The 24,811-nt window shown below is 50.0% G+C and carries 16 protein-coding genes; 11 read left to right on the plus strand and 5 right to left on the minus strand.

Annotation, left to right across the window (positions count from 1 at the left end):
* Positions 1–367: 367 nt before the first annotated feature.
* Both EHO60_RS09655 and EHO60_RS09660 read left to right on the plus strand, forming a co-directional pair.
* The gene (locus EHO60_RS09655; protein ID WP_246028222.1) at positions 368–4,321 is read left to right on the plus strand and encodes a hypothetical protein; all 3,954 of its coding nucleotides are present in this window, start codon (positions 368–370) and stop codon (positions 4,319–4,321) included.
* Positions 4,322–4,338: 17 nt separating this feature from the next.
* Positions 4,339–7,413, plus strand: a complete 3,075-nt coding sequence (locus tag EHO60_RS09660) for an Ig-like domain-containing domain (protein WP_135767887.1) — start codon at positions 4,339–4,341, stop codon at positions 7,411–7,413.
* Between the two features lie 37 nt (positions 7,414–7,450).
* Here the strand turns inward: EHO60_RS09660 and EHO60_RS09665 are convergent, their stop codons facing one another.
* Together EHO60_RS09665 and EHO60_RS09670 are read right to left on the minus strand one after the other, a co-directional pair.
* Positions 7,451–8,191 carry a FecR family protein gene (locus EHO60_RS09665; RefSeq protein ID WP_135767888.1) on the minus strand — a complete coding sequence of 247 codons (741 nt, stop codon included), beginning with the start codon at positions 8,189–8,191 and terminating at the stop codon, positions 7,451–7,453.
* 14 nt (positions 8,192–8,205) lie between these two features.
* The gene (locus EHO60_RS09670; protein WP_135768034.1) at positions 8,206–9,627 is read right to left on the minus strand and encodes a hypothetical protein; all 1,422 of its coding nucleotides are present in this window, start codon (positions 9,625–9,627) and stop codon (positions 8,206–8,208) included.
* Positions 9,628–9,868: 241 nt separating this feature from the next.
* On the opposite strand from EHO60_RS09670, the gene EHO60_RS09675 reads away from it, so the two are divergent.
* From EHO60_RS09675 to EHO60_RS17135, 3 genes are all read left to right on the plus strand, one after another.
* Complete coding sequence (locus EHO60_RS09675; protein WP_210409331.1) at positions 9,869–10,909, plus strand: sensor histidine kinase; 1,041 nt, start codon at positions 9,869–9,871, stop codon at positions 10,907–10,909.
* A gap of 2 nt (positions 10,910–10,911) precedes the next feature.
* Positions 10,912–11,652 (plus strand): LytR/AlgR family response regulator transcription factor, encoded by a 741-nt coding sequence (locus EHO60_RS09680; protein WP_135767889.1) that lies wholly within the window; start codon positions 10,912–10,914, stop codon positions 11,650–11,652.
* A gap of 330 nt (positions 11,653–11,982) precedes the next feature.
* On the plus strand, positions 11,983–12,150 hold the full coding sequence (locus EHO60_RS17135) for a hypothetical protein (protein ID WP_167880181.1): 168 nt from the start codon (positions 11,983–11,985) through the stop codon (positions 12,148–12,150).
* A 74-nt stretch (positions 12,151–12,224) separates the two neighbouring features.
* Here the strand turns inward: EHO60_RS17135 and glyA are convergent, their stop codons facing one another.
* Genes glyA through EHO60_RS09695 form a run of 3 tightly spaced genes read right to left on the minus strand, consistent with a single transcriptional unit; the run spans position 12,225 to position 15,195 of the window.
* Positions 12,225–13,472 (minus strand): serine hydroxymethyltransferase, encoded by a 1,248-nt coding sequence (gene glyA, locus EHO60_RS09685; RefSeq protein WP_135767890.1) that lies wholly within the window; start codon positions 13,470–13,472, stop codon positions 12,225–12,227.
* Positions 13,473–13,505: 33 nt separating this feature from the next.
* Positions 13,506–14,363, minus strand: a complete 858-nt coding sequence (locus EHO60_RS09690) for a lipoate--protein ligase family protein (protein WP_135767891.1) — start codon at positions 14,361–14,363, stop codon at positions 13,506–13,508.
* Complete coding sequence (locus tag EHO60_RS09695; RefSeq protein WP_135767892.1) at positions 14,356–15,195, minus strand: rhomboid family intramembrane serine protease; 840 nt, start codon at positions 15,193–15,195, stop codon at positions 14,356–14,358. Before EHO60_RS09695 ends, EHO60_RS09690 begins: the two co-directional genes overlap by 8 nt.
* A 101-nt stretch (positions 15,196–15,296) precedes the next feature.
* Here EHO60_RS09695 and EHO60_RS09700 point away from each other — a divergent pair, with 101 nt between their 5' ends.
* The 6 genes from EHO60_RS09700 to EHO60_RS09725 all read left to right on the plus strand — a co-directional run bounded on the left by EHO60_RS09700 (position 15,297) and on the right by EHO60_RS09725 (position 24,799).
* A complete protein-coding gene (locus tag EHO60_RS09700; protein WP_135767893.1) occupies positions 15,297–16,250 on the plus strand; it encodes an MBL fold metallo-hydrolase in 954 nt (317 codons plus the stop codon).
* A complete protein-coding gene (locus EHO60_RS09705) occupies positions 16,247–18,706 on the plus strand; it encodes a penicillin-binding protein 1A (protein WP_135767895.1) in 2,460 nt (819 codons plus the stop codon). Before EHO60_RS09700 ends, EHO60_RS09705 begins: the two co-directional genes overlap by 4 nt.
* Before the next feature lie 199 nt (positions 18,707–18,905).
* Positions 18,906–20,141 (plus strand): 2-oxoglutarate dehydrogenase complex dihydrolipoyllysine-residue succinyltransferase, encoded by a 1,236-nt coding sequence (gene odhB, locus EHO60_RS09710; RefSeq protein ID WP_135767896.1) that lies wholly within the window; start codon positions 18,906–18,908, stop codon positions 20,139–20,141.
* 12 nt (positions 20,142–20,153) lie between these two features.
* Positions 20,154–21,557 carry a dihydrolipoyl dehydrogenase gene (lpdA, locus tag EHO60_RS09715; protein ID WP_135767897.1) on the plus strand — a complete coding sequence of 468 codons (1,404 nt, stop codon included), beginning with the start codon at positions 20,154–20,156 and terminating at the stop codon, positions 21,555–21,557.
* Between the two features lie 12 nt (positions 21,558–21,569).
* Complete coding sequence (locus EHO60_RS09720) at positions 21,570–24,341, plus strand: 2-oxoglutarate dehydrogenase E1 component (protein WP_135767898.1); 2,772 nt, start codon at positions 21,570–21,572, stop codon at positions 24,339–24,341.
* Positions 24,342–24,397: 56 nt separating this feature from the next.
* Positions 24,398–24,799, plus strand: a complete 402-nt coding sequence (locus EHO60_RS09725) for a DUF6941 family protein (protein ID WP_135767899.1) — start codon at positions 24,398–24,400, stop codon at positions 24,797–24,799.
* The last annotated feature ends 12 nt before the right edge of the window (positions 24,800–24,811 follow it).

Here is a 24,811-nt window from a genome sequence, read left to right on the forward strand (position 1 = left end):
TTACTCCTTGGAAAGGCGGCATATCGGAATCGAATCCTCTTCATTTCAATTTCCTACAATTATGTCCTCTCAAGTCCATGTTTCCTCGATACTTAAGAGTTAAGGCGTTTAAAAGCCGTTTATAAGGATTGGGAATATAAAATCATTCGATTGTTTGCGACGAAGAGGACCTCTTTAAATAACAATCGTTCTTGAAAAAAATGTGAAAAGTATGAAAAAAATCGTTGTATGGCGAGTTGTGATATGTACCTGTATAGCGACCGATACATGATCCGAACGATTGATATATAAAAATGATTTGAACAAATTCTTTCTCTCATCTATACAAAAAGGAGAAAGATCTCTTTCGGATAACGATCGTTATAAAATGCGAAATTGGCTGAACTGGGGAAGTTTGGGAATGAAAATAGGAAAAAAATCACTGGCAATCCCAGGAGACGAGAGGTCTGTTTCCGGCAGAGGATCCAAGTATTTACTTATTTTTTCTCTTATATCTGTCTTATCGACCGCTTGTTCTCATGCGGGGACGGATAAGTCGGGGATTTCTCAATTCTCCGACGGCACCACGACGTACACCGGAGTTTCTCTCTTTACTTTTCTGAATCCGTTTCCGGTAGTGAAGAGCTTTTTTACGAATTTGGATCCGGTCGCCTTTAACGTTGCATTAGGAAATTCTTTAGCAAGGGCTCCCCAGCCGGACAATTTGGGTACTTTACGGGCAGCAGAGGCAATGATGCTGCAAAGTCGTCCCGCAATGCAGACTCTGGCTTCCGGTGGAGCGGACCTGATCAATAAACTTCAAACGAATAATGCGAATGCATACTCCGCTTTGCAGCCGCTGATGGAAAAGATCCGGAATTACCCTTCTCCGGTCGTGCGTAACTTGGTTCCCATTAGCGCTCAGGCTCTTTTGGACGAATACAATACGAATACCAATCTTCAGATCCAGCAATCCATTACCTCCACCGCCAATACGCTGCAAAAGCAAACGACGGTGAATTTTCTCAAAAAAGCAGAGGACTTTCTTTACAAGGCGCTGACAGCGAATGCGAATTTTCGATCGGGTGTGCAGGGGTTGTTGGACGGATTCTTTGCTCCTTCCGTGCTGAGCGATCCTACCCATTCCTTGAAAAACGGTTTTATCAATATCGTATACGGGGTCGGGGACATGATGAATTTCCAAGCGGGGTTCATGAACCAGACTACGCCGGCTACGACTTTGAAACAATTGATTCTGAATCTGAATAATTACTTCACCGTTGCCGTAGCGGGACAGCCGACGGTCTACAGTTCGAAAGCGGCATATAACGCTCCGGGCGGCACTCTTCATTCCTCCGAATTGGGGGTGGTGTTGACGGACTTTTTTCAGGTAATCCGGGATTTAGTAGTTCCCGCTAAAAATCCTGCGTTAGGCGCTTCTTATACTGGATTCGATTTTCTGAAGGATTCCGCTACGAATCTGAATTCGTTAGGATTTCCTACGAGTTTGCTTTCTTCCGTTTCCTCCTCCGGAGCGGGGCCGATCGAGCAATCTTTGGGAAACCTGATCCGTGTGGACGGAAACGGTTTGGACAGGGCTTACAATGCCAACAGTTATACGGTGTCCGCGTTGGAGACTTTGTTTCTTATCTTGTATTTGGCGGACAATTACGGTTATACCTGGGATCCGACCACCACTACGAACGATTGGATCACCGGAATGACTGGAGGGGAAATCACTCTAGGGGACGGTCTCTTTGCGATGATGTCCGTCATTTCCTCCTCCGATTCCTTCAATTTTAAGAATATTTCCGAGCAGAGCAGGACGAGCAACAACGTCTACAGGGACGGCTCCGTTTATCTGATCGGAATGAATTCGCGAGTGCTTTCCTTGATGGAGGATGCATCCCGCGGAGCTACGCAGGTGCCGAGTACGAATCCCATCGATCTTTCCGCGAGCGCCGGTTCTTATGACAAGGTATTTAACAAGACCCTTCCTTGGATGTTGGACTGGTTGGTGAAGGTTACCTACAAAGGATACGGGCCTTATTATAACGTAAATCGGAGGGACGCGGGAGGAAATTACCTTTCGCCAGACGGTTCCATTGCGAGGTATTCGAATCTCGCGGAGAATCATTACCAACCTTCCTGGAAAACGCATCGCTACGATATCCAACTGAACCCGAATGCCACGAATAAGTGTATTTCCATGGGAGGGTATTCTAACAGTAGTCCGGCTCTTAGTTGTGATTGGGTAACGCATTCAAATCATGTGACTTATTCTCCGGCTGCTCCATATAACACTTGGACCTGTACATATCCCAATACTTATCCTACTCCGCCAGCTGGAAATTATACTTGCACAAATCCAGATCCTGCTGCAGGAGCGGGGCAGTACACCATTCCGGAAATCGCGAAAACCGACGCACAACGAGCCGTATCCTCGGATGAAGAGGCATTTTATAAAAATCTACAATGGTTATTGTACGAAAAGAGATTCGTAGTCGTATTGCCGGTCCGCGCTAAGTTGGCGGCGACAGTGGCTTTTGCGGAGGCCCTGTTCGTCACAGCGGTAGGAAACGGTCTCGTAGGTATGCTGAATTTGGCTCCGAATTGCGGGCCTTTGGCGACCGCTTCCTCCGGTACTTGCGGAAATTATAACGGACAATGGAAGAGTACGACCGGAAATTCTCCGGACAGCACGAAGATGCTGAAGGTGTACAGCACGACGAAGCAGGACCTGCAATACTTCTCCTCGGTTCCCGGGGATTCCGCTATGCTCGTGGAAGGGTGGGGTTACGGAGCTGACGGTACGGGAGTTCCGGCGAGCAGCGGAAACATGGGACCCACGGTAGTGTATTCCGCTCTTTGGTCCTTGCTCGTTCCTCAGCCTACCATCAGCTACGGTCTGATTCCTCCCGTTATTTCTCAGAACGGCTATGTGCTACAGATGCTCGGTTTCTTGCCGCCTGCCAGCACGGACACGAGTTCTTCCATCAATACGACTTCCACTTCTCCGGCTCCCGTCACTCCGGATCTTTTCAATGCGAATGATACCGTGTATTGGCCATACCGGAACCGTTTTACTCCTTTTGTCGCGGCTCTGGCAAAATCCGTGTTGGATAAGGTAAGCGGTCAAACGACGGCAACTCCCGTAAATCCCGTGTCCATCCTTTCCCGTTTGGCGGAACTGCTTTCTCGTCCTTACGCCTTTTACGGTCCTGATACGACGAACGGAAGCGTACCAAATCCGAGTCCTCCTTCCATTTATCAGATCCGGACGAATGGGATCGCTTACGGGATCCGAAATCCGGGCGGAGGAGTATCGGATTACCAACCGGACGATACCTATCGTTCGTTTATCAGCATTCTGATAGAGAATACGAGAAGATTCCAAGACGGGATGCTGAACCTGATCAGCAAGACTCGATTGGTTTCCGGATTGTCCCAGTTTTTAGCTCAGCTCGGAGATGCTTCCCACGCGGACGCCTTCGCTTTGATTTCCCCCGCTTTGGAAAGTATCATGGGAGAAACCCTGCTGGTATCCGAATGTGCGGGAGCCACGGATGATCCTTCCTTCCAAACGAATTGCCCCACTAAGTTCGACATCCAGGGCGGAGTCCTCTATTGGTTCCGGGATCATATCGTGGAATATCCGAATCCGCAGCTCTTCTGTAATCCCGACCCCACCGTAGTGTGTGGCGGTGGATCGACGTATTATGCGACCAGGTCCACGAATATCTACGATCCTACTTGGAGCGATGTGGATAATTTCGCGAGTAACGTCCGGGATTATATGTCCAGCGCTTCCGGGTGGTCCGTGGTCAAGTCCTTGGATTTTCTTTTGGATCTGCTCATCAATATCCAGCCTTCCTTTACGGATATACAGAATACCTTGGATGTGGCGGCTTCGTTATTCATTCACCCGAATCATACCGGGACCTATACGGTCACAAACTTGCTGACTCAGAGCCTGCCTCCCATGCTGAACGCAATCGCGCCTTACGGTAAGAATCTGTACGGAACGGGTTACTATCTCGCGGTCCAAGGAGCTTTCTTTTCCTACCTGGAAGCGAACGCTTTTATGGATTCGCATTATGCGGTGAAGGACCTGTTTCAGGACTTCGAGAATTTATTGAATTCGCAACTGATCCAGACCCAGGCCTACGACAACACTTCTTTCCTTTATTCCGCCGGTACCTTGATCGGGGATTTGGCGGATATCTACCAAAACGGAAGGAAGTTCAGTCCGGTTGGGGACTATTTTTATGATAACTGGAATACCGGCCAGCCCACGTCGACGTACTTCGACGATTTGAACGTTATGTTTTCTGTAAGATGATCGAGAGAGGGAAGATTATGAAACGCTTGGAAAAAAAGAAAATCGCCTTCAGCAATCCTTTAGTTCTTTTGTTTCTGCTCGCCGCCTTGGCTCTGTCCTGTGCCGGTAAAAAATCCGGGGGCGGAGTGTTCGGTTCCCTTTTGGGTGCAATGGGGATCGTGACGGACCAAGGAGGAACCCTTCCTCAGGGAGTGAGTAGTAGCGTGTATTCCGCTTTGGATACCCCTACTTCTCTTCCCGCGAATTTCGGCAATAACGGACCGAGCGCGATTCTTTTCATCAGTTCTTATACCAACGTGAACCGTTATAAAAGTCTGGAAATCCGTTTTTCCAAATCCATGAACCAGGCTACCGTGCAGTCCGACCTTTCCATCGTGAACGGAAGCAACGTAGCTCTTCCGGGACCGGGAAAAGGGGGAATCTTCCATTGGGCTTCCGGAACGAGATTGATCTTCGATCCGTACAAGGAGCTGGCCGCAAACACGACCTATACGCTGACCCTCACCGCGAATTCGGCCACTTCTTCCGGAACCGCTTTGCTTCCTTACCAAATCCAGTTCACCACCGAGCCGGATTATTTCGTTACTTCCACCGGTACTGCCGGCGCGTATACCAACGTCGCCTTAGGTTGGGGGAACTCCGGCGGAAAGGACATCACGTTTCCGACGAACGCGCATCTTTATGTAAATAGCAGTTTTACGAATCCGATTTCAGGCGCGAACCCGATCCAGTCCATCACCTTGAATCACATGGGTTCCACGGATCAGTACACGCTCTGTACGGGAACCTGTTCCATGTCTTCTCCGCTGGTTTCCAATCTAGATCTGATCGCCGATGCGCGTCTAACTTCCACTCCCGGGCTTTATGTGTTTACCGGAGGGAACTCCTACTATTATCAGATTACCACCGCAAGCGGAGAGGTTTTCAATCGTTACTTCTCCTTTAATTACGGTGCGGTAAATACCAATCCGTATGGGCTTCTTACCGGGGTTTCTACCACCGTGATGGACCAGGCCCAGACGATGCTTCTGTTCGGTCAGATCCTGCAAAAGTTCGCGCACGCGGACTTTAAGATCGGAGGAATGAGCTTCAACGATTTTGCCGGAAATCCTTCTACGAATAGTGCGGCGACTCTTTCGTCCAGATGTATCAACTACTACCAGGGCCAGATCACCTACGTCCGGAATTATGGGGATAATTCCGGACAGTACGGGGACGGGTATTGCGGTGGAAATCCGAACGGGGGAGCGTTTAACGTAGTGGCCAGCGTGTTAGGTCTCGGAAACCTTCCGATGTATTTGGACGTGTTCATTCCCGGCATCTCGATTCCTCCTACGGCTCCGGATGGAACGGCGAATATTACGGATTCCTTTTATGTTACCGGAAACGGATCGATCGGGATAGATATCTTTGGCGAATATTCCGTGATCGATCTGGCCGTCATCGGTTTGACCCATGATTGTACCGTGCTCGCATGTCTCATCGGTAACAATCAGGATTTCTATTTTACGACGAATTCCACGGTAAACGGGAGCGGCCCGTATACTCCGAGATTAGCGAGAGCGAAGGCAACGACCTGGTTCGATACGAGCGGAAATATCAACGTTCAGATCAACCGTTACACTAGCGGAAGTCCTTCTCCCAACGGAGTCTATCCTTTCGATCCGAACGATCCGATCACCGGGAACTTCTACGTGTCGGAATGGTGGCAGAACCTGAACACCGCTTCCATGAGCCTGCAAGGTTCCACCAGCGGTTTGGGATCTTTCTTGGGGCCGATCACGAACATGATCGCTTCGAACGCCGTTCCCCAGGTGACTCCGTCCATCACCCAAGCGCTTCTTACGGACATCGTGGAAAGGGTTTCCGTAAATGCGTTGAATGCAGTGCTGCAATCCTTGAACAATCCTGGGTTGGAGCTGGACCTTCCGAGTTACCTTCCTGCTCCGCTCGCGAATTTCCCTTTGATTCTTTCTCTTCAGGTCGCTTCGGATGCGGCAGTTCAATCTTCCGGATCCAACAAAGGAATCGTGGCCTCCGCGAATGTAGCTTTGGTGGCAAAATCCAGCTCCCGCTTGGCTTCCACAAACGCGAATTACCATGGTCATAATGCTGCCGTGGGATTCGTAAGCACTGCTCCTTCCGGAACTGCCGGAACCACCGCGATCCAAAATGCGAAGAACTACCTATTCGGGCAAAGCAATGCAACCCCGGGCTTACTCTTGGGACTCAGCGCGGATACGGTCACTCAAGCAGCCTATAGTCTTTGGCAGAACGGGGCTTTTAACCTGGGTTTGAATGCCGCATTCATCAACCAGATCCAAACGTATGCAGGAAACGGAGCCCTGTTCCAATTGACCAAGACACTGCTCCAAGCTTCGGCCATCATCAATATCCTGGCTCCTGGCTTTCCGAGTCTGACCGGTTTGAATCCATCCAACCCGACTCAGACCATCACGGTCAATGGTACGGACGGTGTGGAAATCGATCTTTGGGCCATCCACGCGCCGAACGGAAGTCTGAAACCGGTTCCTTCCGGTTCCGCTATTCCGCAATTGGAGGTGAACTTCACCGATTTGGAATTGAGGATCTACGGAGTTCCCGCAAGCGGACCCAAGTACCTGATCAATACCGCAAGGGCTAGTTTTAAGGCTTTAGGCACCATCAAGTTCACTCCATTCGTTCAACCTACGGGAATCACCGGATATAGCAACCTGAACGCATTGAGTCTGGTGGTCGATCCGGCCAGCATGTCGTATACATTGGATATCCTGGAAGGAAGCCAATACAATCCGTTCGGTATCGATCCGCAAGGGGTGTTGACGGTCGTGAATCCGTTGATTCCTTCCCTGATCATTCCTTTGGTAAATAATATCCTGGGACAGATTCCATTGCCATCGAAGGCGGGATTGGCAACTCTGACCAACCCGACTAATTCGGCGCAAACCTGTAATCTGAATACGACTACGGACAAGATCAAACTGTTGACCCAACCGATCCCGAGCACACAGACGTATCCGTTCCTGTTCGCGGGGCTACAGTTCCAAGGGGCCTACGCGACCAACCCAGGGTCCACCATCACCTGTCCGTAACGCGTACGAGCATCTCCGATTCGTTTCATCGAGTCGGTTAGTGCGAATTTGCGGATGCTCCGTACGTTTCGTCCATGGGAACCGGGTCCGATGCCGTCCATCCTTGCGGGATGTGGCAGGACAGGCAGTTTTTTAAGGAGATGTTCTTCTTCATCATCTCTTTAAACGGGGGCATAGATTTGAACTTTATGATGATTCCCTCGTAGGAAGTCCTCTTGGGTTCTCCGCCTTCTCCGGAGTAATATCCTCCGAATCCTTTTTCCTGTACGGTTCCGTCCCCTTTTTCCCCGTTTCCAGTCAGGGCTACCTTTCCTTCGCAGGTGCAGAATCCGGAGTCCTTGGACTTAGGTTCGTAAAACGCCGAAAAGGAAGTACCTCTTACACCTGCCGTATTCGTAGGAGTGGAGACGTCGAATTTTTTTCCGTTCAAATTCACGACATGAAACCAAGCAAATCCGCTTAAGACGTTCATCTTTCCACCTTTGGCTTCCGAGTGGAGAGAGGAAAGTTTGAGCCTGGAATTCGGTAGAATTCGGAATTCGGAGCCTCTGTAAGCGACTGTCGCTTTGGATCCGTTTCCCGTGGAAAGGATGTCCCCTTCTCCCACCGGATCTCCTTGCTTCAATCGAGCCCAAGGTCCGCTGCCCGCTTTCTGCAGTTGGACATTTCCTACCAAAAAAGCGATTCTGGCTTCTTGTTCCTTTTTCTCCTGGCTTAGAAGCACTAAAGAGCCGAGAGTCAATCCCAAAGAAATTGCGATCCATAGTTTGCGTTTCATACCGTTTTTCTCCGCTAAAATTCCACCGTCGTCCAAAACGCCCATTCCTTATCCAACTGGCCGTAAGACGAAATACCGATTCCGGTATTCGATGTGTATTGTCCTAAGTAATCCGCTTGGGTGCGGGCTAATCCGCTCTGGTCTATATATACTTGTTGGCGACTTCCGTTCACGTCCCGATTTCTCAATTCCGAATAGCCGACGGAAAGTTTGATCGTATCCGAAAGAATCCATTCCACAAAAACGGAGCCCTTGCGGAAGGAAGTATGGGATTCGTAGCCTGAGGAACTCCTAACCGGAGTTCCCGCCACCTGGGACCAAGATGCGGAGTCGGGAACTCCGGGAAAAATTTGGGAAATCCTGGATCGGTCCGCCGACATGACTCCATTGTTTCCGGTTCCGCCTTCCATTCTCCCCACGATCTTGATAGAATCCCAAACCAAAGCCAACCAAGCATATCCCGCATCCCCCGTAGAGTCCACCCCCGGAGCCAAGGGCAGAGCGCTAGGGTGGGCCCGATCCACGATGGCGCCTCCGTTCTGCTTCTTCCAAATCCAGCCGATCCCGAAATTCAGGAATTTTCTCTTATCAAAGTCGGCTTCGACCGCATAGGATGTGCTTTGGAGGGCGCGAAGGTCCTTCCGTAGGATCGTAGACGGATTGTTATCCGAAGGCATACAGGTCGTTCCTTCGTTACAGTCCGTCCCGGCAGCACCCGCAAAGTTTGCGTTCCGGCTAAAGAAATGAAGGCCGAAGCGAGTGTCTTCGTCTATCTTCGGTTCGTACGAAATCCTGGAGGAAAGGTCTATCGCGGAGGAGTCCGTGTTTTGGCTCTGGCGATATCCTTCCCCGTTGGAGAGCATGACATGTGCGGAAAAAGCGTCCCATTTTCCGTTGGCTCCGAATCCGATGTCCGCAGGTGCTTGGGCGAACCCCAAACTTTCCAACGGGCCTTTGTCCACGTATCTCCACTGCCAGTAATTCTTCCATTGCGTATAGGTATGAGGAAGTTCCTGCATTCCGAATGTAAGGGAGTAGGTTCCCAGTTTGGTGTCCCAAGTCTTTCGGACGAGAGCGTGTCTGATCCCGAGAGTATAAGGATTCGATTTCGTTCCTCCGTCCGCCCGGGTACTCGAGGAGAATTGGCTGGCTCTCAGCAATTCCCCCCAAAGTTCCAAGCTGACTCCGGTTTCTTTCCATTCCTTATTGATCATTAATAAGGTCCATGGAGTGGAGAAGCCGGTCTCGTCGTTCGGATAGGCATTGGAGATACCGGACGCGCTGTCCCTGTATCTTTGGCCGTAGGAACCTGAGACGATTCCCCCCACCTTCAGACCGTAGAATCCGTCCGGTTCGTCCTTTTTCGTGGTAACGATTTCTTCTGCATTCATAGCCGTCGAAACAAAGAACAGTAAGAACACGGACTTTAATCGAATCGAGTTTCCTGCTTTCAAGGGCGGCCCCCTAGATTCCCCGTCGAAGTTCGGCGAGGAAGGAAATTATTTTCCGATAACCTAATCGTAGTTCCGTTCTTCTGTCTACTAGACTTTGTCCAAAAAGTCCCGGTCCACATCATTTCCCGTTAAAATTCGCTTTTCGGAATCGAGGTTACATAGGGAGGAATAAACGGCAAAAAACGGAATCGACGGTAAATCGATTTGGGAAAGAAATTGGGAAATGGGTAAGAAGATGGATTTTAGGATCCGGGCGTTCAAGATCGCTTTTTGGTTCACGGTCAATACCGTTCTTGGCACGATGAACTCCCTTTTGGTCGCTCACAATTCGCCTTCCCCGTTCTGGAAAGTTTTTTTGGCGACCCAAGTCACCACCCATTCCGTCTGTTCCATCGTCGAGTTTTCAGTAGAGTTCATCAACGGACGAAGGCTAGGGCCTTTTAGCACCGGCGCATTCTTAGTCCTCGCTTCCGGTTTCGCCGCCGTCTTCGGAGTCGCTGCGGGAGGAATTCTACACGCGATCCTATTGTCCGGGGAAGGCGTGGGAAGGAACCACGGAGGTTCCTACAATATTCTTCTCGGAAGTCTCATTCTGGCGCTATTCATCTCCTTTTTGGAAAAATCCATGCAGATGCTTATAGAGAGGAAAAAAAAGACGGAGAACGAACTGAAGGACATCCAATACAGGACCCTACAAAGCAGGATGGATCCGCATTATCTTTTCAACACGTTGAATACGGTCCACTCCCTCTTAGTGACGGATCCGGAAAAAGCGGACCACGCGTTGATCCTTCTCGCGGACACGTATCGATTTCTTTGCGATCGGATATACGAAAGACTGATCCCTTTCGAAGAGGAGTGGAAATTTACCGTGGACTATCTGGAATTGCAAAGGCTAAGGTTTTCGGATAACCTCACGATATGTACGACTCGGGATGGGGATTTTTCCAGATTGCGTATACCGCCGCTGACCCTCCAACCTTTGGTGGAAAACAGTTTCAAACACGGATTGGAGCTGCTGTCCGAACCGGGAAGACTGGAATTATGCGCGCAAGCATTTGCGGGAAAAGTTCGCATTACGGTAATCGATAATGGAAGAGAGTCTGTGAATGTGAGCGGAGTTTCCTTCGAAAGAAGAAAATCGGAATTTTCCCGCACTCTGGAAAATATACGATCCAGATTGGAATACAATTTCGGAGCCGCAGCATTGGCTTTTAAGAAGAACTCCGGAAACAATATCCTACTTTTGGAATACGAGATCTGAGAATGACGTCGCCCAAATACAAAGTACTCGTGATCGAGGACGAAGTTCCTGCGAGAGACCTGCTCCGAAAATATCTGGAAGATTGGGAAGATTGCGAGGTGGGAGGAATCGCTCGGACGGGGATCCAGGCTTTGGATCTGCTGAAAAAGGGAGAATTCGATCTTGTTTTTTTGGACATCAATCTACCCGAAAAGACCGGATTGCAATTGCTGGAGGAGATGGGAGATCCGATTCCCGTTCTGATTTTTACCACCGCTTATCGCGAACACATGCTACGTGCCTTCGAAGTCGGTGCGTGCGACTATCTTCTGAAGCCCTATACCAAGGAACGATTCGACGCTTGCATGAGCCGTGCACTGGAGCAGCTCAAACTGCGTTCCCTGTCCAAGCTCGCAACTCCGGGAAATCCCGATCCGGTGTTGGTCTTCCGGGAAAAGGGACTCGTGCATCGAATTCTCTCTTCGGACGTTTTCTATCTGACCGCCAACGGAAAACACTCCATCCTTCATACGAAGAACGGGGATTTCGAGACCCCTAAGTTGTTGGGAGATTTCGAGAAGGAACTGCCCGGGGAGGAATTTCTACGCATTCATAGAAAGTATATCGTGAACAAGAGTTACGTCGCAGCTACGAGATCCCAGCCGGGCGGGGCATATTCCCTTTTTTTAAAGAACGAAGATGAGACGAACCTGCCGGTGGGTCGGGAATTCACCGACGGAATCAGGAAATTGTTTAAGAAATAAGTTATAGACTTATCTGTCGAATTTTCGGCGATCCGTTTTTTCGGGAAAAGGTTATTTTGCCCTAATCCTTTCGGGATCGAATCGGCTAATCCTTAAGATGTAGATTAGGAAAGAAATTCTTAACTTCTTTTCATAAATAATCGTCATCGGTAAAAATTTTTCAAAACTTTAGTAAGCAGGAAGGGCGACACTGCGTCGTATTATTTTAAATTACCGATTCGGGTTTGCAACGATCAAGCCTCCAACTCTCGGGCACCACGGCGAACGGAAGCCGGTGCGAAAAGGAATTTGACCTAAATTCAGACGATTGTTGTTCGGAGGACAATGTTTATGAAGAGATTTATGCTGGTGTTAAGTGTTTGGGTTCTTTGGTTGTATTCGGTTAGAGGATACTCCACCATGGGAAGTTTCAATTCGTATGAAGAATGCCAAGCAGCCACGAAAGCCGATGTTGCCGGAGTTCTCAAATGGAGAACCGAATGCAAGGAAGCAAAATAATATAGGTCAATTGATTCCTAAAAAAGGCGCCCTTAAAGGACGCCTTTTCCATTTCTCTTCTTTTCTTTTTTTCCCTATTCCAATCTAAATCGATCCATCGGAAATTGCTGAGCGATTTCTTTGATTCCACCTTTGACTTTTTCCCCATTTTTGGAATCTTCCGGATGGTCCAGAAAGTCGCAGATCAGATGTCCCACTTTTTCCATGTCGGCGGGCTTGAGTCCGCGAGTGGTGAGCGCAGGAGTTCCTAAACGAATCCCGGAAGCCACTGCCGGAGGATTTTTATCGAAAGGGATCGCGTTTTTGTTCACGGTGACGCCGATCTCATCCAATCCGTCTGCGGCTTGGGTTCCGGTCAGTCCTTTGACGGAAACGTCTAGTAGGACCAGGTGATTGTCCGTTCCTCCGCTCACTACGCGGAAGCCCCGTTTTACAAAGACTTCGGCCAGGACTTTCGCATTTGCCATTACGGTTTGGATGTACGTTTTGTATTCCGGCTGGAGAGCTTCTCCGAACGCCACCGCTTTGGCCGCGATGACATGCATGAGAGGGCCCCCTTGGATTCCGGGGAAAACCCTGGAATTCAGCACTTTTTCGTTTTCCGAGTTGGAAAGAATGAGACCTCCTCTCGGACCGCGAAGCGTCTTATGAGTGGTGGTCGTTACGTAATCGAAAATTCCGACGGGAGAAGGGTGGTTTCCGGTGGAGACCAGGCCTGAAATATGGGCGATGTCCGCCATCAATTTGGCGCCTACGCTCTTCGCAATCTCTCCGAATTTCGCGAAGTCTATGGTCCTGGGATACGCGGAAGCTCCCGCTACGATCAATTTCGGTTTGTGCTCTTTCGCAAGACTCGCGATCGAATCGTAGTCGATGGTTTCCGTTTTCGGATCCACTCCATACGGAATAGGACGGTAATACCTACCGCTGATGTTTACGGGAGAGCCGTGAGTCAAATGTCCTCCATGAGCCAGGTTCATTCCTAAAAAGGAATCCCCCGGTTCCAGAGTGGCAAGGAAGACGGCCATATTCGCCTGGGCTCCCGAATGGGGTTGGACGTTCGCGTATTCAGCTCCGAAGAGTTTTTTTGCCCTTTCGATCGCGACGGATTCCACAGCGTCCGCGTTTACGCATCCGTTATAATATCTTTTGCCGGGATATCCTTCCGCATACTTATTCGTAAGAGTGGAACCGTACGCTTCCAGCACGGCGCGGGAAACGAAGTTTTCGGAGGCGATCATTTCCAGGTTTTCTTCCTGGCGTTTGTCTTCCGCCTGAAGCGCTTTAAAGATTTCTGGGTCCTGTTCTGGAAGATATTTCATCGGGTCCTCGGTAGGATTTGTGGCCGGCCGGATCTAACGTTCGCCAGTAATGAATTCTTTGGAGGCGTATTTTTCCCGAAACAATCGATTCGTTTCGAGAAGCACGCTTTTGCGAAAGGGTCTGCCCGTCCTAGTACCGATCTTTTCCACCCCCAGATAATCCGCAAATAAAAGGGAAAGGTCCTTCTTGAATTTTGCCGGAGAGAATTCGGGAGGAAGAGAGGTCACGAAATCCCTGTGGGTCCGTCCTTCCCGGTATTCGGGTTCTTCGGGAGGGTGCGGAAGAAGATCCGATACGAGAGAGATCAATCTCGGATTTAGAATCAGAGTGCCGTGCTGCACGATGCATTCCTTTTTTCGAAACTGGGCGTTTCCGGAGATTTTTTTCCAGGCCTCGGAGGTTTCCGTCGCGAGATCCGATTTTCCCATCGCCTTGCTTTCTATGCCTTGGGAAGATAAGGCACGGCAAGCGATTCCTAATAGAATGGAATAGGAATTTCCCACAGGAAAGAGCTCCGGTTTTTCCCGGATCGAAACGAAGAGGCTGAAGTTCAGGTTCCAGCCGGGCTCGTGTACCACTGTTCCTCCTCCACTGGCTCTTCTTGCCACATACGGCGGAGATCCGGTCTTCGGTTTTTTGGAAAGGGGAAAGCGTTCGGCGAATCCGAAAAAAGTATCCAGGTTTTTCTGACCCGCAGTACGAATCGGATCTTCCGAAAGTCCGATCACGATGGATCTGGGATTTTCCCAAAAACGGATCCCACCGAGGTATCCTTCCGCGACCAACCGTAAGGCCAACGCTTCTTCCAGAGCCAAATTGAAATGCGGGGTTCGGAGGGAAGTCTGGTCGAAATAAAACGTGTCCCTGCCCGGAGAGAAAGGGTCATTCATCGGGATGGTAGTACTTGGAGGAAGCCTCTTTCAGGAATTTTTTTTCCTTTCTGCTCAAGGAGTTCATTCCGTCCCTCGAAATCTTTTCCAAGAGTCGGTCCACTTCGTCCTTGGCCTTTTCCCGGCTGACCATTTCCTCCTGCCATCGCTTCATTTTTCTTTTTTGCAGCCAGCGCGAAAGGGAAAAGGAAGGAAGTCCGAAATTGAATTTGTATTTCAGTTTATTATTGTAAAAGAAATACAGAGCTCCGAAGAGGGCGCCCCCTGCGTGTGCGGTCACGGCCACTCCGCTGGAGGAAGAGGTAAACCCGATCAAAACTAAAAGGATGAGGACGAAATACTTCGCTTTGATCGGAAAAATCGCGAAATAATAAAGTTCCCGATTCGGCCAAATCAGCGCAAAGGCGATGAGGAGTCCGTAGAGTCCGCCCGAAGCTCCGACGATGGTTCCTTGGGCAAATCCTAGGCTATGCGCCACTAAGGGGAGTATTCCTCCGCCTATGCAGGATACCAGATAGAATTTCAAAAAATTCCTGCTTCCCCAGTACGCTTCCAAGGTGGAGCCGAACATCCAAAGGGAAAGCATGTTGAAAAGAATGTGAAAGATGGAATTCGGATCATGGAGAAAGGCGTATGTGAGGACCTGCCACACGAAGAACTTGTGGAGAACGAATTCCGGGACGAGTCCGAAGATTCCCAGAAAAAGCCCGAGAGTCCCGGAAGAGGCCAGTTTCAGAATAAATTCCAAAACAAAAACTCCCACATTCAAGAAGAGAAGTCTTCGAACGACGGGAGTCACTTCTATGCCGAATCCACTGGAGTAGTATGCCATACCCCTCCTAGTTTTCCCGGTTCCTTCCGATAGACAACCTAAATCCCGATTTTTGTTTCCTTTGACAGTCCGTGGCCGGTTTGGTAACTGTTCCTATTAGAGTGGAAATTCGTCTGTACGGCGTTCGGGGTTCCATCCCTTCCCCCATGGGAACGCCCGAATATAGGGAAAAGATTTTGACGATTTTGAAGATGGCTGAGTCTTCGGGAGGCAGAGCTTTTTCTTCTTCAGCGAGCTGGCTGGACTCTCTTCCCGGATATTTGAGAGGTGTGACGGGGGGAAATACCACTTGTTTGAGCGTCCGTTCCTCGGAAGGCGCTCTGGTACTGATCGATATGGGAACCGGCGCCAGGATTCTGGGCGATGAAATGATCCAGGAGGAATTCGGTAAGGGGAAGGGGGAATGCTCCGTATTTTTTACCCACACTCATTGGGATCATATCCAAGGGATTCCGTTTTTTAAACCCCTATACATTCCAGGAAATAAGTTTCTTCTCTATTCTTCCTTACGGGATTTCAAGGATCGGCTGGAGTCCCAGCAGGATCCCAGGTTTTTTCCCGTTTCCTTCGACCGATTTTCGAACCAATGCGATTTCCGCCTTCTTTCCAGAGGAGAAGCGGTACGGATCGGAGGCATGAAAGTGGAATGGCTTCCTCTCAAGCATCCGGGAGGTTCGACCGCTTACAAATTTACCGAGGGCGGCAAGAGTTTCATCTTCGCCACCGACGCCGAATATACCGGCGAGGATTTGCCTTTGATTTCGGAACAAAAGCCTTTCTTTCAGGGAGCCGATCTTCTCATCATGGATTCCCAGTATACCCTGGACGAATCGTTCCAGAAATTCGATTGGGGCCATACTTCCTACACGATGGCGGTCAATTGTGCGGCAGGTTGGGAGGTCAAAACTCTGGCTCTAACCCACCACGAACCTGCCTATTCCGATGAAATTTTAGGCATCATCTTGGATGACGCAAAAACCCATGCTGAGAATCTTGGCGCTAAGGACCTGAACATCGTCCTAGCCTCGGAAGGACTGAAATTCGAACTCGTATGAATCTTTTTAGCGACGGAATCCATCGTACTACGAAAATCCTGTTGGGAATCGCTTTAGCAGGGGGACTTTTTTTCGGGTACATCCTTTCCGAAGTGGATGAAGGCGGCGAGCTGGCTATGCTGGCCTCTTACCAGCCTACCACTCCGACCCGGTTGTACGACAATAACGGGATCGTGTTCGCGGAACTGTATCGTCACAAGCAGCAGCTCCTGAAATACCAAGATATTCCTCCGCACGTGATACAGGCCTTTCTCTCCGTCGAAGACAATAATTTCTTCAACCATTTCGGAATCGACTTCATAGCGATCGGTCGTGCCGCGATCGTGAACGTGCTTTCCGGTAGGATCAAACAGGGTGGATCCACTTTGACCCAGCAGTTGGCCAAAACAGTCCTGCAAAACAGAAAACGTTCCTTTATCCGGAAATTCGTCGAAGCTCTGTTTACCCTCCAAATCGAGCAGGAATATTCCAAGGAAGAAATATTAGAGATTTATTTTAATTTAATTTATCTCGGGCATGGAACCACCGGTTTGGCCTCGGCCGCAGACGTTTATTTCCACAAGGACGTGACGGATCTGGACGTAGCCGAAGCTGCTCTTCTGGCGAGGTTGCCCAAGGCTCCGGTGGAGTATTCTCCCTACAAAAATCCGGCTGCGGCAAAGAGGGCGCATCTCGAAGTGCTGAAATTGATGGCGGGACAAGGCTTCCTTCCCGCAGACAAGGTCCGGACGATACACGACGAATTTTGGGAAAAATACTGGCCTGTGGTGATCACCCAATCCCCCTCCCAATCCACCTGGGGAACGAAATTGAATCGGGCGCCGCATTTTACGGAATTCGTTAGACAGAAATTGTTAAAAGTACTGGGGGAAGACCGGCTCTATAACGGCGGTCTAAAAATCTACACTACGCTGGATATACGTAAACAAGAGATTGCCCAGGAAGAACTCCGGAAGGTACTGAAAAAGCACGACGATCTGGTTTCCGGGGTGACCGTGAATTACGCCGGAGGCGCCGATAGGTCTCTCGTCGGATTGTACGGTTTGTTGGGTACGGTTTTTCCGGTCGGCGTTCCTTTCGTCAGTAAGTTGGATGAAAAGGCAAACTTTCGCGTAGCACTCGAAAAGGATTTGATAGACGCAGTCGACCTTCTGGCTCTTTTTACTCCGGAAGCGGAAAACGAATCCTCCGCGTTTACCGAGTTTCAGAAACGTTCGGCAGTGTTCGGCAAGAACCTTCATGTGGAAGGCGCAGCGATCACCATAGATCATACGAACGGTTATATACAGACTATGGTGGGCGGATACGAATTCACCCCCAAGAACCAGTTCAACCGAGCCGTCCAGGCGCGTCGCCAAACAGGTTCTTCCTTTAAACCTTTCGTTTATGGCGCGGCCATTGCGGAACGAGCCGTGGGATCCGGAACCGGAATCATGGATGCTCCTCTTACGACCCTGACGGAGGAAGGGGAGGGCTGGTCTCCTCAGGATTTTGACGGGGATTTTCAGGGAATGGTTCCTCTGTCCCGAGCACTCTCCCTTTCTTTAAACATCGTCTCCGTTCAAGTTTTGCTTAGGACGGGGGCGGATGCGGTTATTGATTTTGCTTCTCGTTTAACAAAGGCTGATAAAAGTCGCTTTCCGTCCAGCCCTGCTCTTGCCTTGGGGATCGCGGAATTGACGCCCTACGAAATGGCCGTGGGTTATTCCATCGTCGCGAACAAAGGGCGGAACGTGATTCCTTTTGCCGTACGTTACGTCATAGACCAGTCCGGAAACGTAATTTATAACGAAGAGGAAAGGGTCCGCCAGGAATTGGAAAAGGAAAGAGAAGACGGTTCCATTCAGGTGATCAGCGAAGGGACGGCCTATATTCTCAGAAAAATGTTGATGATGGTCGCGATGGCCGGGACCGCCACCGACGGACTGAGAAATCCGGAAAAAGGGAATTATAGAGGGGTAGCGGCAGGTAAGACCGGATCCACCTCTTCGTTTACCAACGCTTGGTACTGCGGCTTCGACCCTAGATCGACTACGGTGATCTGGATGGGTTTTGACAAGAGCTCCATCTCTTTGGGAAGAGGGCAGGCCGCTTCCGTCTTAGCGGTTCCGGTTTGGGGAAGAATGTACAATCGTTTTTACGGAGGACAAGGATACCCGGAATTCGGAAACGAACACGGGGAAGATCCGGCTCCGGAAGAAGTTCAAAACGGCGGTACTTGTGCCTATAACGGGCTTACACCTAAGCCAGGGGTTTGTCCTCTCACTCAAAATTTGACCTTAAAACCGATCACCGTTGCGGGAGTTACCAAATCCGTACAAGGAAACCGACAATGCGACGGAGACAGGGACCACCATCGGTCCATCGATTTCCGAGAATTTCTACAGCAGGAATACCAGATCAGCGACGAAGAAATCGGCAAAACCGAACGGAAATTCAAACCGAAAACCGATTGAAGTTTCTTTCTTGATTCGGGTTCGCTCGGGAAAAATCCGATTCGTTTGATGGAATCGAAGCGTCGAATTCTTTAGGAGAAGGTTATTTTCCGCAAACTGCGGTTTTGCCAAGAACCGCTTTACAGAATTTTTCGACTTACGGAAAGTGAAATGGAGGCGGTCTCAGAATGGGACAGATAACTGCCTCCGCAGGATCAAGATGTCGATAGAGATCAAGGTTCCCGAAATGGGCGAATCCATTACGGAAGCAACCATAGCAAATTGGGTTAAAAAAGAAGGCGAACGAGTAGAACAGGACGAGGTCCTGGTAGAACTGGAAACCGACAAGGTGACCATGGAGGTCCCGGCCCCTTCGGCGGGTGTCCTCCAAAAGATCAATAAGAAGCCGGGGGACACGGTCAAAATCAAGGAAGTCATCGGACTCATTGATCCAGCCGCCACCGCCTCAAGCACTCCTCCTCCTTCCTCCTCCTCGCAGCCAGCAAAAACAACTCCAGCATCTACCTCCTCGAACACGGGAACCACTAACGAAACTCTTCCTCCCGCCGTCCGGAAACTGATAGATGATAACGGCTTGAATCCTACTTCCATTTCCGGCAGCGGAAAGAACGGTCAAATCACCAAGGAAGACGTGTTGAATGCGATCGCCAACAAATCTTCCGCTGCGCCTGCCGCCGCAGCTACACCGGCAAAAGAAATTCCGAAAGCGGTTCCTGCCGCAAGCCGGGGAAATCTTCCGAGAGAAAACGTCGTTCCGATGACGAAACTCCGGCAAACCATCGCAAATCGATTGGTTAACGCACAACATAACGCTGCTCACCTAACTACGTTTAACGAAGTGGATATGAGCGCGGTGATGGATCTTCGAAATAAATATAAGGATAAGTTCAAAGACGCGCATAATATCGGTCTGGGTTTCATGAGCTTCTTTACGAAGGCGGTTATCGGAGCCTTAAAGACGATTCCGGCTATTAATGCGGAGATCCGCGGAACAGATACGGTATATAAGAATTATTATGATATCGGTGTCGCTGTAGGCGGACCGAAAGGGCTTGTCGTTCCGATCGTTCGAGACGCCGATCTTTTGAGTTTCGCTCAGATTGAATCCGAAATTGCCCGTCTTGCCAATAAGGTGAAAGACGGCAAGATAGAGCTTTCCGAGATGGAGGGCGGGACCTTTACCATTTCCAACGGCGGAATCTACGGGTCCATGATGTCGACTCCGATCCTGAATCCGCCCCAGAGTGGAATTTTAGGACTTCATAATATCGTAAAACGTGCCGTAGTGGTGAACGATCAGATCGTCGTCCGTCCGATGATGTATCTTGCGTTGTCCTACGATCACAGAATCGTGGACGGCAAGGAAGCCGTGACCTTCCTCGTGAAGGTAAAAGAAGCAATCGAAGATCCTACCCGCTTGCTGTTGGAAGTTTAAAGGATAAAAGGAATGGCCGAAGAATTCGACGTACTTGTGATCGGCGCTGGACCCGGAGGATATGTAAACGCGATCCGGGCCGCTCAGTTGGGTTTAAAAACCGGAATCATCGAAAAAAGAAAAACGCTGGGGGGAACCTGTCTGAACGTAGGTTGCATTCCTTCTAAAGCGTTATTGGACTCTTCGGAGGAATACCATAAGGTTCTCCATAAAGTCCAGGACCACGGTATCGGAGTCGGAAAAGTCTCTCTCGATCTGAACCGTTTGATGGAACGAAAAAACCAAGTCGTCAAAGAGGTCACCGACGGGGTGGACTATTTGATGAACAAAAATAAGATCATCCGTTACGAAGGCTTCGGCAAACTTCTCGGTGGAGGAAAAGTCGAGGTCTCTCTGGCCGACGGAAAAAAAGAAACCCTATCCGCTAAGAATATCGTGTTGGCCACCGGTTCCGTTCCTATCGATATTCCCGGACTGCCTGTAGACGGAAAAACCATCATTACTTCGGACCACGCGATCGATCTCCGCTCCGTTCCGAAAAAATTGGTCATTATCGGAGCCGGTGTCATCGGGTTGGAATTGGGTTCCGTCTGGGGAAGGCTCGGCGCGGAAGTCACGGTAGTAGAACTTCTCCCCGGATTGCTTACCAACGTAGATCGGTCTTTCGGAAATCTGTTGCAACGCAGTTTGGAAGGGCAGGGATTCAAATTCCTGTTCGAACACAAGGTGCTGGGCGCCAGCCCGGGAAAATCCGGGGCGAAAGTCAAAATTGCCGCCCCCGACGGAAAGGAATCCGAACTGGATGCGGACATCGTGCTCGTTGCCGTAGGTCGCCGCCCGTACATCGAAGGGATCGGTTTGGAGGCTGCCGGGGTCCAACTTACGGAACGGAAGCGGATCCAAGTGGACGGCCATTTCCGAACGAATGTTCCAGGCGTTTATGCGATCGGAGACGTGATCGACGGACCCATGTTGGCGCATAAAGCGGAAGAAGAGGGAGTTGCACTGGCGGAGTTGATCGCCGGGCAGTCCGGTCACGTAAATTATGCAGCGGTTCCTTATATCGTTTATACCTGGCCCGAAATGGCCTGGGTAGGAAAAGGAGAAGAGGAATTGAAGGCCGCGGGTGTAGAATATAAAACGGGCAAGTCTTTATTTAAGCCGAATGCAAGAGCCAAAGCGATGAACGAGGCCGAGGGCCAAGTCAAGATATTGGCGGATAAAAAAACGGATAAGATCCTGGGAGCCTTCGTGTTCGGGCCCCGCGCTTCGGATATGATCGCCGAACTCGCGGTTGCCGTGGAATTCGGAGCCTCCTCCGAGGACGTAGCGAGATCCTTCCACGCGCATCCTACCTTATCCGAAATTGTAAAAGAAGCGGCTATGGCCGTAGATAAGTGGGCGATTCACGCTTAGGGAGTTTTCATCATGAAAATCGAACAGTTAATGGCTTTATACGGGGAGAACGGAGCGCTTCTCGAAGAACTTTACGAAAAGTTTAAGAAAGATCCCCATTCCTTGGATCAGGAATGGTCCCTTTTCTTCCAAGAAGTGGAGACTAACGGCGTCAATCCCGGAAACGGAATGAACGGGAATGGAAACGGCAAATCCGCGGTGGCGACTTCCTTTACCGATGCTCAAGCCGGAACCTTCCGCGAGATGGGGATTATCAACCTGTTAAACGCATATAGAAGACAGGGACACCTCGCCGCCGACCTGGACCCTCTCGCGATCTCGAAACCGGACCGCAAATTCATCGATGCCAAGCTGAGTAATTTGACCCCGTCCGATCTCGATACGGTAGTTGAGACGAATAATCCCAGTCTGGGAAGAGCGAAGCTGAAGGACGTGATCGGTTGGTTCGAAAAGACCTACTGTAGCACGATCGGATTCGAGCAATACTATCTCGTAAACGACGAGGAAAGGGAATGGTTGCAAAAGAAAGTGGAATCTTCGGAATTCCACGCGCCGCTTCCGAAAAGCATTCGTCTCCGACTCTTCGAAAAGCTCTTCCAAGCCGACCACTTCGAAACCTTTCTCGCGAAAAAATACGTGGGTAAGAAGAGATTCTCCCTGGAAGGCGGGGAAAGCATGATCCCGATGCTGGATACGATCGTGGAAGAAGCCGGTCATTTTAAGATGGACGGTCTCGTGATCGGGATGGCTCACCGTGGTCGTTTAAACGTACTCGTTAACGTAATCGAAAAACCCGCTTCTCTCGTGTTTGCGGAATTCGAAGAAAAAGCCGAAAAAGGCGCCGTCAGCTATGCAGACGTCAAGTATCACCTCGGGTATTCCAATAGTAAGATGACGACTTCCGGAAAGGAAGTGAAACTTTCGCTCGCGTTCAACCCGAGTCACTTGGAGGCGGTAAATCCAGTAGTGACCGGATCGGTCAGAGCGCGTCAGGAACAATACGAAGACTCCGAACGTTCCAAATATATGCCGGTCACTATCCACGGGGATGCGGCATTTGCAGGACAAGGAGTGGTCGCGGAGACCATCAACTTGATGAATTTGGAAGGTTATACCACCGGAGGCACCTTCCATATCGTAGTAAACAACCAGATCGGATTTACCACTTTACCGGACGAGTCCAGATCCACCATTTACGCCACCGACTTGGCCAAAGGATACCAGATTCCTATCGTACACGTAAACGGAGACGATCCGGAAGCGGTCTATCGGGTCACCAAGCTCGGGATGGAATACCGTCAAAAATTCAAAAAGGATTTTATCATCGACCTGATCTGTTATCGAAGACTTGGTCACAACGAGACGGACGAACCCGCATTTACCCAACCGAGAATGTATTCGGTTATCAAAAACCATTTACCCACCGCTCAATTGTACGAAAAGAAATTATTGACCGACGGGGATATCACCAAGGACGAAGTCGACTTCATCAAAAACGGTTCTCAGCAAGGCTTGGAGGATTCCTTCCAAAGAGCGAAGGAACAGGACATCAAGATGAAAGTCGATACGATGCGAGGCGTCTGGGCTCGCTATTCCAAGGATCCGTTGGATAGCGGGACAGCCACTTCGGTATTGGCGGAACAAATGGATCGCATCGTTCATGCGATCACTACGGTTCCGGAAGGATTTGCTCCCAATCCTAAGCTGGTCAAATTGCTGCAGAGTCGGAAAGAAATGGCGGAAGGTAAAATTTCCCTAGATTGGGGAATGGCGGAAGCTCTTTCTTTCGGATCCATTTTGGAAAACGGCTTCCGGATCCGGTTGTCCGGCCAGGATAGCCAGCGCGGTACCTTCTCTCATCGCCATGCGGTCCTCGTGGACATCAATAGCGGCGAAAAATACGTGGGTTTGAACCATATCTCCGCGAAACAAGCCAAGGCGGAAATCGTGAACTCTTCCCTTTCGGAATTCTCCGTTCTCGGATTCGAATACGGTTATTCCCTATCCGATCCGAACGCATTGGTGATCTGGGAGGCCCAGTTCGGAGACTTTGCGAACAATACGCAGGTGATCTTCGACCAATTCCTTTCCAGTTCCGAAGTGAAGTGGCAGAGGATGTCTGGCTTGACAATTCTTCTCCCTCACGGTTACGAAGGACAAGGGCCGGAGCATAGTTCCGGTAGGATCGAAAGATTCCTGCAATTGTGCGCCGATAACAATATGCAGATCGCGAACTGTACGAACGCCGCACAGTATTTCCACCTGCTCCGGCGCCAGATGCTGCGTAATTTCCGGAAACCGTTGATCATATTCACTCCGAAGTCGCTGCTTCGTTTTCCGGGGGCGCTTTCTCCGATCGAAGACCTGCTGAAGGGGGCGTTCCGAGAAGTATTGCCGGACAGCGGCGAATTGAAACCGGATAAGGTGGAAAAAATCGTATTCAGTTTCGGAAAAGTTTATTACGATTTGTTGAAATATCGGGACGATAACAAAGTTCAGAACACCGCGCTGGTAAGGGTGGAGCAGATTTATCCCTTCCCGGCTAAAGAGATCGAGGCGATCCTTAAGACTTATAAGAACGCCAAGACTTTCGTATGGTGCCAGGAAGAACCTAAAAACCAGGGTTCCTGGAACTTCGTTCGCGACCACCTGGAGGAAGTGTTGCCTACCTCGGTCCGTCTGAAATACGCCGGCCGCAAGGAATCTCCTAGCCCTGCCGCGGGTCACATGAAGGTGCACCTACAGGAACAGGACCAACTCGTCCAGGACGCATTTCTGAATTAGGCGATATCGGAATCGAATGTGGAACCATCGATTCCGAAAGTTTTCAAATAAGAAGCATGCCTCCTAGCGAACCGGTACTTCTGGCACTGATTTTTGCGGACCGCGTCATCACGGAAGATAACGGGAAGCGTGGAATCATCGGAACCTTTACCAAATTCTTCGCCCAGCAATTTCCGGTGGTTTTTCCGCCCTGGGGAATTTATATCTGCGTTACGAATTTAACTCCGGGAGATCATGAGTTTTCTCTGGAACTCGAATTTGCCGACACTTCGGAAAAGGTAATCGGAGTGGGGGGAACCATCCGAGTGAATAATGGCTCGGAGCCGGTGGAGATGGGGATTCCGATTCCGCACGCGGTATTTCCGAAAGAGGGAAGGTACATTTTGCTCCTGAAGATCAGCGGAGAAATCGTGGGAAGTAGGCCCCTGTGGGTCGAGCAAGTCCCTTCTCCCGTATAAAAGGATCGTATT

The sequence above is a fragment of the Leptospira fletcheri genome, from assembly GCF_004769195.1.
GTDB lineage: Bacteria > Spirochaetota > Leptospiria > Leptospirales > Leptospiraceae > Leptospira_B > Leptospira_B fletcheri.